This is a genomic window from Dyadobacter subterraneus (assembly GCF_015221875.1).
GTDB classification, from domain to species: Bacteria; Bacteroidota; Bacteroidia; order Cytophagales; family Spirosomataceae; genus Dyadobacter; species Dyadobacter subterraneus.
The window spans coordinates 3002333-3018053 of record NZ_JACYGY010000001.1; the positions used below are offsets into that span (position 1 = coordinate 3002333).

The 15721-nt window shown below is 44.8% G+C and carries 10 protein-coding genes; all 10 read left to right on the forward strand.

Going from position 1 to position 15721, the window contains the following annotated elements; translation table 11 throughout:
• Positions 1 to 145: 145 nt before the first annotated feature.
• The 10 genes from IEE83_RS12320 (at position 146) to IEE83_RS12365 (ending at position 15600) form a co-directional block, all read left to right on the forward strand.
• Positions 146 to 3388, forward strand: coding sequence for a SusC/RagA family TonB-linked outer membrane protein (locus IEE83_RS12320; protein WP_194120870.1), 3243 nt, complete (start codon positions 146 to 148; stop codon positions 3386 to 3388).
• A gap of 6 nt (positions 3389 to 3394) precedes the next feature.
• Positions 3395 to 5209, forward strand: a complete 1815-nt coding sequence (locus IEE83_RS12325) for a RagB/SusD family nutrient uptake outer membrane protein (RefSeq protein ID WP_194120871.1) — start codon at positions 3395 to 3397, stop codon at positions 5207 to 5209.
• 227 nt (positions 5210 to 5436) lie between these two features.
• Positions 5437 to 6411 (forward strand): glycoside hydrolase family 43 protein, encoded by a 975-nt coding sequence (locus IEE83_RS12330; RefSeq protein ID WP_228101784.1) that lies wholly within the window; start codon positions 5437 to 5439, stop codon positions 6409 to 6411.
• A gap of 39 nt (positions 6412 to 6450) precedes the next feature.
• Positions 6451 to 7539, forward strand: coding sequence for a Gfo/Idh/MocA family protein (locus IEE83_RS12335; protein ID WP_194120873.1), 1089 nt, complete (start codon positions 6451 to 6453; stop codon positions 7537 to 7539).
• A gap of 64 nt (positions 7540 to 7603) precedes the next feature.
• Entirely contained in the window at positions 7604 to 9295 is a 1692-nt protein-coding gene (locus tag IEE83_RS12340; RefSeq protein WP_194120874.1) for a glycoside hydrolase family 43 protein, read from the forward strand.
• 73 nt (positions 9296 to 9368) lie between these two features.
• Positions 9369 to 9890 (forward strand): VOC family protein, encoded by a 522-nt coding sequence (locus tag IEE83_RS12345; RefSeq protein ID WP_194120875.1) that lies wholly within the window; start codon positions 9369 to 9371, stop codon positions 9888 to 9890.
• A 27-nt stretch (positions 9891 to 9917) separates the two neighbouring features.
• Positions 9918 to 11492: a glycoside hydrolase family 43 protein gene (locus IEE83_RS12350; protein WP_194120876.1), complete on the forward strand. Its 1575-nt coding sequence runs from the start codon at positions 9918 to 9920 to the stop codon at positions 11490 to 11492.
• 11 nt (positions 11493 to 11503) lie between these two features.
• Positions 11504 to 12418, forward strand: a complete 915-nt coding sequence (locus IEE83_RS12355) for a ThuA domain-containing protein (protein ID WP_194120877.1) — start codon at positions 11504 to 11506, stop codon at positions 12416 to 12418.
• 50 nt (positions 12419 to 12468) lie between these two features.
• Positions 12469 to 14394 (forward strand): alpha/beta hydrolase-fold protein, encoded by a 1926-nt coding sequence (locus IEE83_RS12360; RefSeq protein ID WP_194120878.1) that lies wholly within the window; start codon positions 12469 to 12471, stop codon positions 14392 to 14394.
• 114 nt (positions 14395 to 14508) lie between these two features.
• The gene (locus IEE83_RS12365) at positions 14509 to 15600 is read left to right on the forward strand and encodes an endo-1,4-beta-xylanase (protein WP_194120879.1); all 1092 of its coding nucleotides are present in this window, start codon (positions 14509 to 14511) and stop codon (positions 15598 to 15600) included.
• Positions 15601 to 15721 lie beyond the last annotated feature (121 nt).

Below are 15721 nucleotides of genomic sequence, written 5' to 3' on the forward strand. Positions count from 1 at the left end.
AAACTTTTTTTTAACCCAAATTTTATGACATGCTAATGCACCAATTAAAACAGTTACCGGAAATTACTATGATGCCGCACATGAATGAGAATCATTCAGTAGGTGCAACCCAATCTATTCGGAAACACTTAATCATTCCAAACTTATGCAAGACTCTTTATTAAACTTTAATATGGTGGCAAGGGTCATGGGGATCTCTGGCCTACACTTTTTACTGCTGGGCGGGTTGTCTACGGAAACTTTTGCCAGTAGTACATTTTTAATTAACGATCGCATTCCGTTAAGATCAACATCGGTTGCAGATGTGGAGATCAAAGGAAAAGTAACTGGGGAAGATGGTGCCGCACTTCCCGGGGCAAGTATACTTATTAAATCCACTACCCGGGGAACGATCACCGATACCGATGGAAATTTCAAAATCAACATTGCTGAGAACGCCAATACAATTCTGGTTGTGTCGCTTGTTGGTTATGTGTCTCAGGAAGTGGTAGTTGGAACGCAAAAAGTCCTGAATGTAATTTTGAAAGGTGATAATAAGGTGCTCGATGAAGTGGTGGTCGTAGGTTACGGTACCCAGCGGAAAAGGGATGTGACAGGCTCGGTTGTTTCTGTCAGTGAAAGCACACTTAAAGAAGTACCTGCTCCTAATCTGATCAATCAGTTGAAGGGCCGGGCAGCCGGTGTTTCAATCATCAGCAATGGAAGTACCCCCGGTTCTCAGGGGCAAATCAGAATCAGGGGCAACCGGACACTTACGACAAGTTCGGGTACTGCCGACAGTCAGGACGGACCCCTTGTGGTGGTCGACGGGATACCTTTTGGTGGTTTGAATGACATAAACCCGGATGATATCCTGAGCCTTGAGGTTTTGAAAGATGCCTCGGCAACAGCAATTTACGGTTCACGCGGTTCAGGGGGTGTGATTTTAGTAACGACTAAAAGAGGTAAGGTTGGTAAACCTGTATTCAGCTATGACGGATACCACGGAGAAACCCGTGTAATGGGAAAATTCAATGTGATGAATGGCCCTGAATATGCTCAGTTCAAACTTGATGCGGCCAAATACAACCGTACAAGCCCGGGAACGTCCGGTTATGTGCTTACACAGAAAGAGCAGCAAGCCCTTGATAACGGCGTATCGACAGACTGGCAGGGTCTTATATACAAGCCAGGATTTATGACTAACCACCAATTGGGCGTGCAGGGTGGCAGTGAGACGACGCAGTATTCGTTGGGTCTGGGTTATTTTAATGAAACAGGGATTATTCCAAACCAGAATTTTCAGCGTTTCAATATCCGTGCGACCATCGATCAGCGGATTGGAAAACACGTCAAGATCGGTCTTAATACGCTCAACACGCTGACATACCAGAACACGCCTGGCGGGGGTGGCATTCCAGGTGGACTCGTGCGTTTAACACCACTCGCCTCACCGTATAATGCTGATGGTACAGTCAATATATTCCCCTCGGAAGGTTCCATTGATGCGGCTGGTGTAAGTCCGCTTACGATTATGACGAAAAAAGATTCCTATCTTTCACGTACACGCTCTCTGAGGACATTCAACAGTATTTACGCAGAGGTGAATATTTTACCAGGACTTAAATACCGGTTCAATGCGGGATTGAATTTCAGCCAGTCGAATTTTAACAATTATAATGGCCCGCTTACCTATTTTAACTCAGCCACAACGCAGGCATCATCCAATGCCGAGATCAGTAACACAGAATATTGGGACGTGAACTTGCAGCATTTGCTTTATTTCGATAAAACATTTGCAGGAAAGCATAAACTGGGTTTTACCGCACTTTTTGAGTATACCAAAAATCACTCGCTGGGCAGCCGTTTCACAGTGACAGGGGTACCGGCAGATTACATTAAAACATCCAATTTCTCGCTTGCATCAGGGCAGCCTGTGGCTAGTTCTGATTATGGCAACTCTTTTTCTGAAACCGGGTTATTATCCTACATGGGCCGGCTTAATTATAGCTATGCCGATAAGTATTTGCTGACCATGACGCTTCGTAGGGACGGATCCTCTACCTTATCTCCTGGTAATCAGTATTTTAATTATCCGGCTATTGGTCTGGGGTGGAATGTGATTGAAGAAAGCTTTATGAAATCCGCCACTTTTGTCTCCAATCTTAAGTTACGCGGCGGCTGGGGTATTTCAGGAAACCGGAATGTGGGTGCCTATTCAACTCTTGGAGCATTATCTGCCGGTTATTACAATTTTGGAACTGGTACTGCCGGACAGCAGCTGGCTTATACAGTGACCAGTCTTCCAGCCAATGATTTGACCTGGCAGTCGACTGCGCAGCTTGATATTGGTCTTGATTTTGGTATTCTTAACAATCGCATTACAGGATCGGTGGACTGGTATCATCAAAAAACCAAAAATATTCTGCTCTCAGTCCCGCTGCCTGCCAGCAATGGTGCGAGTTCAACCCTAAAAAATCTTGGTAAAACCGAAGGAAAAGGGGTGGAAGTGACCACAACCTTTGAGATCATCAGAAAACCAAAAGGGTTTAACTGGAGCGTAGACGCGACTTATTTTTTCAACCGGGAGAAAATCACCCAGTTGACCACACCACAGGAACAGTCCAATATCGGCGCAGGATGGTTTGTAGGACAGCCACTTTCTGTTATTTATGATTACAAAAAGCTGGGTATCTGGCAGACTGCCGACAAGGAAAATGGCACATTAGCCAAACAAACATCTCCTGTACAATATCCAGGACAAATCAGAGTACAGGACCTTAATGGTGATGGAAAAATTGATGCCAACGATCGTCAGCTGCTGGGTAATTTTCAGCCAAAATGGGAGGGAGGCCTTACAACCCGTTTCAGTTTCAGGAATTTTGATGCTTCCGTTGTTACTTATGCCCGGATGGGAATGAAAGTAATTGTGCCTTACCTGACAGGTAACTCTACAGGATCAGGCGGATTTGCCTTCTATAACCAAAGCCGTGTGAATCAGGTGAAAACAGATTATTGGACAGAAACAAATCCTACCAACGCATTTCCTGCTCCTGACGCAAGCGGCGCTGTGGCAAACTTTGGTTCAACGCTTGGTTATTACGATGGTTCGTTTATCAAATGCAGAAGTATCAACTTTGGTTACACTTTCCAAAGTAATGTTTTCAAAAAGATTGGTGCAACATCGGCCAGAATCTACGTAAACCTGACCAATCCATTTATAATCTATTCGCCTTTGGTAAGAGATAATCTTGCTATCGACCCGGAAGGAAACAGTTATGCAAGTGGTCAGTCGACGCTAAACCCGGATGCTTCCAGCGACCGCGGTACGCCAGAGCGTCAGATTTCGGTAAATCTTAATAATCCTCCGGTAAGACAATTCACTGTGGGCGTTAACCTTAAATTCTAATCGATCATGAAATCCATAAAAATTCTGCTTACTGCCGGGCTGATCGTTGCACTTAGCTCAGGTTGTGAAAAAGTGCTTGAAGAGCATCCACAATCCCAAATCGTCCCTTCTTATTTTAATAGTCCATCCGGTGTGCTCGGAGGGATTGCAGGGGTTTACAACGATATTCGAAGCCAATGGGGCACCGAAGGGTTCACGGTCGAAATGCAGGCTGGAACCGACGAGTTTATCCAGGGCGTCAATGCCGGAACTGGTAATGCCTATACCTACAACGGTTTGAACAGCAGTAATTTCGGCTCAGCCTGGGGCGTCGCATTTCAGGATATTAACACGCTCAACGGCGTACTTCAGTATGGTCAGACCATTGATTTGAATGAAACAACGCGGAAGCAATACCTTGCCCAGGCTAAATTTTTAAGGGCTTTCTGGTATTTTTATCTTGTCCAGACCTGGGGTGATGTTCCGCTTCATACCGAATTTATTACCGTAGCCTCACAGGCCGCTTCGCGCCAGCCTGCGGCAGAAGTTTATGAGCTGATCATCAAAGACCTTACAGAGGCTGCCGCTGATTTGCCCAACCAGCCGACCGCTCCATTCCTTGGAAAAGCGGCAACCAAACCCGTTGCGCAGTTTTTGCTGGCCAAAGTATACCTTACCCGCGGATGGCTGAACAATACAGCCAATGACTTTTCGCAGGCGGCAAAAATTTGTGACGAGATTATTGCCAACAAATCTGCTTATGGACTTGATCTTTGGCAGGATTATGGCGATGCCTTTGTGCCTGCGAATGACTATGGAAAAGAAACGATGTTTGTCAGCGACCACGTGCTGGATCCAAAATATGGTTATTACAGCGTCGGTGGAGCAGCCGGCGGCGGTGCGGCCCAAAACCTGAGTCCATGGTTTACCAACTGGAATTATCCCAACAACAGTGGAATCAATTCGATCAAAAATGCTGCCGGAGCTTTTACCAACAGTGGAACTTCGGGCATGATCCGTGATTCGTACTATGGCCGCCCTTATGTGCGGATGCGTCCGAATTCGGATAAGCAGACCACGGGAACACGTGCCGGGAAAAATTATTTCCTTGATCAGGCTTTCACAAACCGTGATGTCGATTCACGTTTTGCCAATTCATTTTACACGGTTTATATTTCCAATACCGCAGTAACGAATACCCCAACAACCGCCAATAATACCCGTGGAATTGGTTACACCACCGTTCCGGGTTCGGATACAGCCGTTTGGCTGCCCGATTATGAAGTGCCAGGGGCGCCTCAGTTTGTAGGATCAAGGCCATTTAAAGGCATTGTTGTGCCGCCAAGTCTTTGGAATAACGGTATTTATCCGGCATTGAAAAAATATATGGATCCAAGTCGCGGTGCCAATTTCAACGATCCATCAACGCGTCCTTGTGTTTTATACCGTTTTTCTGATGTTTACCTGATTGGTGCTGAGGCAAGTTTCAAAGCAGGCGATGCATCCAAAGCTGCAACGCTGATCAATGTTTTAAGGCAGCGTGCAGCATTCAGAAAAACGAATACCGCGGCTCAGAATACAGCTGCGGCGACGGCTATGACGATTACCGCTGCTGATGTAACTCTGGATTTTATTCTGGATGAACGAAGCCGTGAATTTTTCGGAGAATGGCAGCGCTGGCATGATCTGGTCAGAACGCGCTCACTTGTCCGCCGTGTGCAGGAATGGAACAAAGAGGCCGCACCTTACATCAAAGATTTTCATATGTTACGACCAATCCCTCAGTCTCAGATTGATAGGGTCGTGGAAGGTCCTAAGTTTCCTCAAAACACGGGATATTAATACATGTTGATCAAAAAACAATTAGCCTGGGACGCAGGGCTGCCATAAGCGCAGTTCTGTGTTTCAGGATTAGTTTTGTCAGGATTTGAATAAAACCACATAAGTAGTAACACGCCAACGCTCTGCTTTCAGTATTAAAAACATAAATGATGATACAATTCAATAAGAGTCTTATAGTCACCTTCTCGATTATTGCTGCCACTGCCTGTCAAGGGATCTGCCAGAAAATGCCTGAAAAGATAAAACCCCTGATCGACGGCCTCTACACGGCCGATCCCTCAGCACATGTTTTTAATGGAAAAATTTACATATATCCGTCCCATGATGTGGAAGCTGACGTGCCGCAGGATGACGAAGGCGGGCATTTCCAGATGCGCGATTACCATGTTTTCTCCATGGACAGGATCGGTGGAAAAGTGACCGATCATGGTGTGGCACTGGATGTAAAAGATGTACCCTGGGCAGATAAACAAATGTGGGCACCGGATGCGGCTTACAAAAACGGAACATATTTTCTTTATTTTCCTGCAAAAGATAAAGAGGGCATTTTCCGTATTGGCGTGGCTACAAGTAAAACCCCGGCCGGACCTTTTAAGCCAGAAGCAAAACCTATTGAGGGCAGTTATAGCATCGATCCGGCTGTGTTTATGGATACCGATGGTAAGACATACATGTATCTGGGAGGAATCTGGGGAGGTCAGCTTCAGCGCTGGCATACAGGAACCTACAATAAAACTTTGATGACTGATCTAGGCAAAGGCCATGAAAATGAACCTGCATTAAGCGCAAAAATTGCTGTGATGAAAGACGATATGCTTTCATTTGCCGAGCCTTTGCGTGATGTTCAGATCCTTGATGAAAATGGCAAACCTCTTCTTGCCTCAGATGCCAGCAGGCGTTTTTTTGAAGGAGCCTGGATGCACAAATTTAACGGAAAGTATTACTTCTCGTATTCCACAGGTGATACGCACTTGCTTTGTTATGCGGAGGGAACTTCGCCTTATGGACCCTTTACCTACAAAGGCGTGATCATGACTCCGGTCGAAGGGTGGACAACGCATCACTCGATCGTTGATGTGAACGGAAAATGGTATCTGTTTTATCATGATGCTGAGCTTTCCGGTAAAACGCATCTTCGCAGTGTAAAAGTCAGAGAGTTGCTGAGAGATAGCAATGGAAATATTAAAACAATAACTCCTTGATAATTAATATATCATTATTCATTCCTATCAAAAATTAATATGCAACTCGAAAGACGCGATTTTTTATCAACCCTGACTTTGGCAGGAGCCGCTGCGTTGTTTTCCGGTAATCCCTTGCTAGCTGCTACCGCCCAGAAAAAAGAAAAATTGGGCATCGCCCTGGTGGGCCTTGGATATTATAGCACAGATCTTCTGGCACCGGCGCTTCAAATGACTGAAAAATGTTATTTGGCGGGTATTGTGACGGGAACGCCCGCAAAAGCTGAAACCTGGAAAGCGAAATATAAGATCCCTGATAAAAATATCTACAACTATCAGAATTTCGATCAGATCGCCAATAATCCGGATATCGATATTGTCTATGTGGTATTGCCCCCATCCATGCACAGGGAATATGTGGTACGCGCCGCAAAAGCAGGCAAACACGTATTTTGTGAAAAACCCATGGCGCCCTCAGTGGCAGATTGCGAAGCGATGATCAAGGCTTGCAGCAGCAGTAAAGTTAAACTGGCGATCGGCTATCGCTGTCAGCATGATCCTAATATCCAGGCGATTATGAAACTAGCTAAAGAACCAAAATTTGGTAAGGTAAAGATGGTGACAAGTGCCGCCGGATATTTTGACGCGCGCACCGATCACTGGAAACAGAAAAAGTCGCTCGGAGGTGGTGTGATGGGGGATATGGGTGTGTACGCTTTGCAGGGAGCACGGCTTGCAACGGGTGAGGAACCAATCAGTGTTTTCGCCCAGGCTTCTACAACACGTCCGGATATTTACAAGGAAGTGGAAGAAACGATGATGTTTATGCTTGATTTCCCAAGCGGCGCCAAAGCCTCCTGCCAGACCAGTTTTGGCATCAACATGAATCACTTGCATGTCAACTATGAAAAAGGCTGGGCAAAGCTGGAACCGCAGTCGGGTTACAATGGAAATAAAGGAAGTCTGTCGAATGGAACATTGATTGAATTTCCGATTAAAAATCAGCAGGCTAAACAAATGGATGAAGACTGCGATGCCATACTTCGAAACACGGATCTGATCGCTCCTGGTGAAGAAGGGCTTAGAGATATCCGGGTTGTGGAAGCGATTTACAAATCGGCCGCCGCAGGAAAAGTAATAAAAATATAGGCAGAAATATCTGCGGTTTGACACCGCTTATTTAGAAAACCAAATCGTTGATTAAGATTACTAAATGAAGACAAAGCATTTTTTTTATACGGTGTTTTTTGCCGGCAGCATTTTTTTTAGTGAATGCGCGAGTGCTCAGACAACCACCATCATAAACCCGATTTTAACCGGCTTTTACCCCGATCCGAGTGTGGTTCAGGTAGGGACGGATTATTATCTGGTTAATTCTACCTTCTCTTATTTTCCGGGAATTCCAGTTTTTCACAGCAAGGATCTTAAAAACTGGAAACAGATTGGAAATGTCATCGACCGCCCGTCGCAGATGGATTTCATGGGAGAAAAACTAACCAGGGGTTTGTTCGCACCGGCGATCAGTTTTCATAATGGTACGTACTATGTCACTTGTACGGATATTGATCACGACGGGAATTTCATAGTCACTTCCAAAAATCCGGCTGGCCCGTGGAGTGATCCTGTCCGCGTTCCCCAGGTCCGCGGCATAGATCCGTCTCTGTTTTTTGATGAAGAAAACAAAGCATACATCATCTACAACAGCGATCCGCCGGAAAGAAAGTCTCTGTATCCCGGCCACAGAACCATCCGGATTTATGAAATTGATCCTGCGACTTTGAAGGTGATAGGTGAAGAAAAACAGCTTGTTAATGGCGGGGTAGACCTAAGCAAAAAGCCGGTCTGGATTGAAGCACCGCATATCATGAAAAGAAATGGCTGGTATTATTTGTATGCAGCCGAGGGAGGAACATCGGTCAATCATACAGAAGTTGTCTTTCGCAGCAAATCCGTTTGGGGACCTTTTGTTCCATATGAAAATAACCCGATTCTTACGCAAAAAGGATTGCCGGACGACCGTAAAGATCCGATAACGTCGGCTGGTCACGCGCAGTTTGTCGATGGTCCGGACGGTAAAACCTATGCCATATTTCTTGCCGTTAGACCTTATGAAGGAAATTTTTACAACACCGGTCGCGAAACTTTCATCGCACCTGTGGAATGGAAAAACGACTGGCCGATCATTAATCCCGATAGCAAAGAGATCAAATATGAGTATGCCGTAAATTATAAGGAAGTAAAACAAAAGGATACGCCTCCGCAGGCCGGCAACTTTGCCTACACGCTGACTTTCGAAAAAACGTTGGATCCGGCGCTTCTTTTTATGAGGACTATTGATAAGAATTCATTTTCACTATCACAGAAAAGCGGCCTGACGATGAAATTAAAACCGGAAACGATCATGGAAATGGGTAATCCTTCCTTTATCGGAAAACGTCAGCAGCATTTGTATTGTACAACGGAAGTGGAACTTGACTTTTCTGCCAAATCAGAAAAAGAAAAAGCGGGGCTGACCATTTTTCAGGATGAATCTCATTTTTATTTTTTGAGTAAATCCATGGAAAATGGTAAACCTATGATCCAGCTTTATAAAAGCATTGCGGATAAAAAAGAGATGGAACTGCTCGCGCAAATGCCTTTAACTGATGTTTCAAAACCGGTCAAACTACGCATCACAGCCGAAGGCGATTCTTACAGTTTTCATTTTTCAAAAGGAACTTCCTGGCAGCTTTTAAAAGATAAGGTTGACGCTAAATTCCTGAGTACGCAGGTTGCGGGAGGTTTTATCGGCTGTCTGTTCGGTATGTATGCTACTTCATCGGGAGAAGCGACTACCAATTCTGCATCCTTTAAATATTTGAAGTACAGCGGAAATGATCCGATGTTTCCAAAAGTATCAAAATAGGTTTGGGTGAGTTTACACTTCGTTTTACACAAATATTAAAATTCATTTTTGAAGAAATATTAAATTAGATTATATGAAAAAGTCAATTTTTAGAAACTTTTTGACAGTCTCCGCGGTGCTCTTTTGCAGTCTGGTTCACGCTCAGTCCAACTTTACTAATAAGTCAATCGGCGTTGGTGTAGTGGTGGCCGATATGGAGCGTTCATTGGACTTCTATGTCAATGGCATTGGCATGGTAAAAACCGGGAATTTCACAATCAATGAGGAATTTGGAAAAAGAGGCGGCCTGACCGGTGGAGAAGCCACGAATGTCAACATTCTGAAACTTGAAAACAGCCCGGAAGCCAGCGAATGGAAACTGATGAGTTTTGGCAAAAAAGTGGCGCATCCAAAACAGAAATTCATACAGGATGATACCGGTGCCCAATACATTACCATCCATGTCAAATCATTAAAACCAATTATCGAAAGGCTGAAAGGACAGAAAGTAGCCTTTCTGGGAAAAACACCTACACAGCTCAACAAAGACGCGCACTTTGTATTGGTGCAAGATCCTGACGGTACCTTTATAGAACTCATCGGGCCACTTGAATAACAAAACGGGCATAATCGTCATTTTCCAATGAAAGAAAAATCTTTGTTTTGCCTGCTTTTTTGTGTGTTGGTTTTGAGCCATTTTTCTCAGGCGCAAACGGCACGAAACCCGGTCATTTTTGCCGACGTGCCTGATATGTCCATGCTACGCGTCGGAAACTCCTATTATATGAGCAGCACCACCATGCATATGAGCCCCGGACTGCCGATTATGAAATCGAACGATCTGGTGAACTGGCAGCTGGTCAGTTATGCCTACGACACGCTGGCAAATATGGATGCGCTCAATCTTACCAATGGAAAAAGCACTTATGGCCGTGGCTCGTGGGCCAGCAGTTTTCGTTATCACAATGGGTTGTTTTATGTGACAACCTTCGCTCAGACAACTGGCAAGATCTATATTTTTACAACAAAAAATATTGAAAAAGGAACGTGGAAAATGTCGTCATTTTCGCCTTCCTATCATGACCATTCTTTATTTTTTGATGACGATGGAAAGGTTTATCTGATTTACGGAGCGGGAAAAATCACAATGGTCCAACTGGAAGCGGATGCCTCGGCGGTGAAAAAAGGTGTCGCTGAGCAGGTTATTATTGAAAATGCCAGTTTGCCTTCGGGTGCCAGCGGAGGTCTTCCGGCAGAAGGTTCGCAGCTTTTCAAGGTGAACGGTAAATATTATCTTTTCAACATCACATGGCCGAAAGGAGGTATGCGAACGGTTGTGATTCACCGGGCTGATACAATCACGGGACCTTATGAAGGCCGCATTGGATTACAGGATTTAGGCGTTGCGCAAGGCGGGCTGATCGATACGCCGGACGGGAAATGGTATGCTTATCTTTTCCGGGATTATGGTGCCGTCGGCCGGATTCCTTATCTCGTACCGGTTACCTGGAAAGATGGATGGCCGGTGCTGGGAAATGACGGAAAAGTGCCTGAAATACTTGCCTTACCAGCCAGCAAAGGTTTGATGCCGGGCATTGTCGCTTCCGATGATTTTTCACGCAAAAAGGGAGAATCTGCCTTGCCCCTGATCTGGCAATGGAATCACAATCCCGATAATAACCTTTGGTCGGTGACAGAACGTAAGGGATTTCTGCGGTTAAAAACAGGGCGGATTGATACCTCGTTTGTAAGTGCAAGAAATACACTGACGCAGCGTACCATCGGTCCGGAATCCTCTGCTTCCACTTTGATTGATATTTCAAAAATGAAGGAAGGGGATATGGCAGGATTAGGATTGTTGCAAAAAAACTATGGTTTTGCAGGTGTGAAAATGGGGAGCGACAGATCTTCGATTGTTATGGTTCGCTCGCTAACAGGCAAGGCCGATGAGATTGAAAGTATATCATTGTCTCAAAATAAAGTCTATTTGAAAGCGGAATGTGATTTCAAAGACAAGAAAGATACAGCCAGTTTCTTTTACAGTCTCGACGGCAAATCCTGGCTGCCCATTGGGAAACCACTTAAAATGTCTTATACCATTCCGCATTTTATGGGTTATCGTTTTGGGTTGTTCAATTATGCAACCAAAAATGTCGGCGGATATGCGGACTTTGATTTTTTCAGTTTAGAGGACAAAATTGTAAACGGGAGTAATTAAATCATACAACTATGCTTAAAATTTGTCTTCTCTTCATCCTGTCCGTTTTCATCACGCTTAGCGTTTTGGCACAAAAAAAGAAGCCAATACCGGTTTTGATCGTGGATGGATTCAGTAATCATGACTGGAAACAAACGACCGCTATAACCAAATGGATATTGGAAGAAAACGGACGGTTTCTGGTGGAGGTGAGCACGATTCCCGCGGATAGCTTGAACAGGAGTGCGTGGAATCCTGATTTTAGCAAATATGTATTGATTATACAAAATACGAATAACATTCAAAAACCCAGTCTGCGCTGGCCAAGGCAGGCTGAAAAACAATTGGAAAAATATGTAAGTAATGGGGGTGGATTGTACATACTCCATTCGGCCAACAACGCATTTCCCCATTGGAAAGAATACGACAAGATGATCGGACTGGGCTGGCGACGGGCTTCCGAAGGTTATGCACTGGAAGTTGACGGAGCTAAAAACATAAGTAGAATTCCGCCAAATGAAGGAGAGGGAACAGGGCATGGTGAGAGGTTCAATGCATTGATTCAAGTACTGACGCCACACCCGATTAATAAAGGATATCCTGATCAATGGCAAACTGCCAATACGGAGGTTTATTATTTCCCGCGCGGTCCGGCAGAAAATATCAGCGTGCTTTCATGTGCTTTTGACAGTACGAGTACAAAAAGGACCTGGCCGGTGGAATGGGTTGTAAAATATGGAAAAGGACGGGTTTACAATTCAAGTCTTGGCCATCTTTGGAAAGGTGAAAGTTATCCTCCCGCTTATCGCTGCATTGGTTATCAGACAACGGTGATAAGAGCAGCAGAGTGGCTGGCGACAGGCAAGGTGACTTATCCCGTTCCTCCTGATTTTCCGACAGCGCTTAAACTGAGTCTTCGCCCGGAAAATTCATACCAAACACCTTAGATGCAGTGCATCAATCAGTTAAATAATATAAAGCAATTACCTTTCAAACCATGAAAAGAATTATATCAATTGTCACGAGCCTGATGCTGCTTTCTTTGTTCAGCAATGCCCAGGAAATCCTGAAAGAAATGCCCAAAGGGTATGATGTGGTGCAGGCCGGAATTCCGAAAGGAAAAATTGATTCGGTGAAGTACCAGTCGAAGACGGTTGGAGCTGCCCGAAAGGCGCTCATTTATACACCGCCGGGTTTTAACAAAAGGAAAAAGTACCCTGTTTTGTATTTATTACATGGTATTGGCGGGGACGAAAAGGAATGGCTGAAAGGAGGCAATCCGCAGCTGATCCTGGATAATCTGTATGCGGAGAAGAAAATTGAACCGATGATCGTCGTGATGCCCAATGGCCGGGCGATGAAGGATGATGCTGCTACCGGAAATATTATGGCGCCTGATAAAGTCGCAGCGTTTGCAACTTTTGAACAGGATCTGCTTAAAGATCTGATCCCTTTTGTAGAAAGCAAGTATCCGGTTTTGAAAGATCGTGAGCATCGTGCCATTGCCGGACTTTCGATGGGAGGCGGGCAGTCGCTTAACTTTGGTTTGGGAAATCTGGATCAGTTCGCCTGGATAGGTGGTTTTTCGTCTGCGCCCAATACCAAAGTCCCAACCGAGCTGATGCCTGATCCTGAGCAGGCGAAAAAGAAACTGAAATTACTTTTCATTTCGTGCGGGGACAACGACAGGCTGATCACTTTCAGCAAACGGACACATGATTATATGTTTGAAAATCAGGTTCCGCATATCTATTACATCGAACCCGGCGTGCATGATTTCAAAGTTTGGAAAAACGGTTTGTATATGTTTTCACAGTTTCTGTTCAAGCCGGTGGACAATGCATCTTTGTCTAAATACACCATTCTGGGGACGCGTGCTGCTACCAATATCCGTACTGCCCAATACCCTCAAATTCTCCCGGATAACCGGGTTGTGTTTAGGGTAAAGGCGCCGGAAGCACAAAAAGTACAGATTGATCTGGGCAAAAAATATGAAATGAAAAAGGATACCGGCGGCTACTGGGCGGTAACAACAGATTCCATCAGCAAAGGTTTTCACTATTATTCACTTCTGATCGACGGCGTCGCTTTGGCTGATCCTGCAAGTGAAACTTTTTATGGCATGGGTCGCATGGCAAGTGGTATTGAAATTCCCTACCGCAACGGTGGATATTATGCTCAGCGGGATGTGCCTCATGGCGATATCCGTATCAAAAAATACTTTTCGAAAACGATGGGTGCCTGGCGTGAAATGTACGTTTACACGCCACCTGGTTATGATAAATCAACAGAAAAATACCCGGTTCTGTACCTGCTTCATGGGGGCGGAGAAGATCAGCGTGGCTGGGCCTTACAAGGCAAAACGGATATGATTTTAGATAATCTGATTGCGGAAGGAAAAGCCAAGCCGATGGTAATTGTCATGCTGGATGGAAATATGGGAGGCTCGGGCGGCCTTGCCGGTTTCAATGAAAATGTGCTGAAACAATTTGATAATGAATTGAAATCAGGTGCTATTCCGTTCGTGGAGAGCAGTTTCCGGGTAGAAACGGACGCTAAAAACCGGGCACTTGCAGGACTTTCGATGGGCGGATTACAAACTTTATATGCCGGAATAAAAAACACAGAAATGTTCTCCTCGCTTGGTGTTTTCAGTTCGGGCTGGTTTGCAAATAATACGGCACTCTCGGATCCTCAATATGCCTTCATGAAAACCAATGCTGAAAAGATCAATAGTAACCTGAAAAACTTCTGGGTATCGATGGGCGGTGAGGAAGATATTGCTTTTAAAAATTGCAAGATCATGCTGGCGAAATTCGATGAGCTGGGCGTGAAGTATAAGTACAGCGAATATCCCGGCGGACATAGCTGGCCGGTTTGGAGACATGATTTATTTGAGTTTTCGCAGCTATTATTTAAGTAGCTGTCGGCTTTCGGCAGCTGAGTTGCCATCGACTGGGGTTTCTTTACTGGCTTAAATTTGATAGCCGACCGCCGCAAGCAAGCTAATTTCTCATTTTTTCAATCAACTGATGTCATGATAAAATCTCAAGGATTAAAGTTTTGGTTTCAATGTGTGGCTGTATCGGCGGCGTTATTTTCATCAAATGAGCTTTTGGCCCAAAAAACGCTAAAAAGTGCTTATAAAGATTTTTTCCCAATTGGTGTCGCTGTGGGACCCAGGAGCCTTACGGGGCCTGATGCGGAATTAATTAGCACACAATTCAGCAGTCTGACGCCGGAAAACGCGATGAAAATGGGGCCGATCCATCCTGAACCAAACAAATATGCGTGGCAGGACCCAGACGCTATCGTAGCCTTTGCCCAAAAAAACGGTATGAAAGTAAGGGGTCATACGCTGTGCTGGCACAACCAGACACCAAAATGGTTTTTTACAGATTCTACCGGCAAACAGGTAAGTCCTGAAGCGCTTCTGGCGCGTTTGAAACAACATATCACTGATGTGGTTGGCCGTTACAAAGGAAAAATTTACGCCTGGGATGTGGTCAACGAGGCTGTGCCTGACACGGGCACAAGCATTTACCGCCGTTCGAAATTTTATGAAATCATAGGAGAGGATTATATTGAAAAGGCATTTGAATATGCCCATGCTGCTGATCCGGATGCAAAATTGTTTTACAACGATTATAACACCGAAAGCACTGCAAAAAGAGAGAAAATCTATCAGCTTCTTAAAAAGTTAAAGGATAAAAAAGTGCCCATCGATGGTGTAGGTTTACAAGGGCACTGGTCGATTTATGAGCCCACCGCGCAGGAGCTTGAAAAATCCATCCAACAATTTGCAAACCTTGGTTTGGCCGTACAGATTACTGAACTTGACGTTTCGGTACATCCAAAAGAGCACGAACGACGAGCAAAAAAGTCAACTGATACCGGTGAGCTGACTGCTGAAATGGTAGAAAAACAAGCTGCGCAGTACAAAATGTTATTCGATGTTTTCAGAAAATACAAAGGCACTATTACGGGCGTGACTTTCTGGAATGTGTCGGACAAATATACCTGGCTGGATAATTTCCCGGTGCCCAACCGGAAAGATTACCCGCTTCTCTTCGATCAGAACTACAAACCTAAAAAAGCTTTTGAAGGGGTTGTTGATTTTCAAAAGTGATTTAGGGATTGTCAGGTTTGGTCAGGTTTGGTCAGGGGATTGTAAGGTGTAGTATCGGGTTGTCAGTTGTGGTCATTTATCGTGATGATTAGGTGGTTGTTAAATTGTGAGATTAAATTAT

Bases quoted from the DNA above. Each gene is read 5' to 3' on its own strand.
- IEE83_RS12345 (WP_194120875.1), top strand. From the start codon at position 9,369: ATGAAAAAGTCAATTTTTAGAAACTTTTTGACAGTCTCCGCGGTGCTC.
- IEE83_RS12350 (WP_194120876.1), top strand. From the start codon at position 9,918: ATGAAAGAAAAATCTTTGTTTTGCCTGCTTTTTTGTGTGTTGGTTTTG.
- IEE83_RS12325 (WP_194120871.1), top strand. From the start codon at position 3,395: ATGAAATCCATAAAAATTCTGCTTACTGCCGGGCTGATCGTTGCACTT.
- IEE83_RS12355 (WP_194120877.1), top strand. From the start codon at position 11,504: ATGCTTAAAATTTGTCTTCTCTTCATCCTGTCCGTTTTCATCACGCTT.
- IEE83_RS12320 (WP_194120870.1), top strand. From the start codon at position 146: ATGCAAGACTCTTTATTAAACTTTAATATGGTGGCAAGGGTCATGGGG.
- IEE83_RS12360 (WP_194120878.1), top strand. From the start codon at position 12,469: ATGAAAAGAATTATATCAATTGTCACGAGCCTGATGCTGCTTTCTTTG.
- IEE83_RS12365 (WP_194120879.1), top strand. From the start codon at position 14,509: ATGATAAAATCTCAAGGATTAAAGTTTTGGTTTCAATGTGTGGCTGTA.
- IEE83_RS12335 (WP_194120873.1), top strand. From the start codon at position 6,451: ATGCAACTCGAAAGACGCGATTTTTTATCAACCCTGACTTTGGCAGGA.
- IEE83_RS12340 (WP_194120874.1), top strand. From the start codon at position 7,604: ATGAAGACAAAGCATTTTTTTTATACGGTGTTTTTTGCCGGCAGCATT.
- IEE83_RS12330 (WP_228101784.1), top strand. From the start codon at position 5,437: ATGCCTGAAAAGATAAAACCCCTGATCGACGGCCTCTACACGGCCGAT.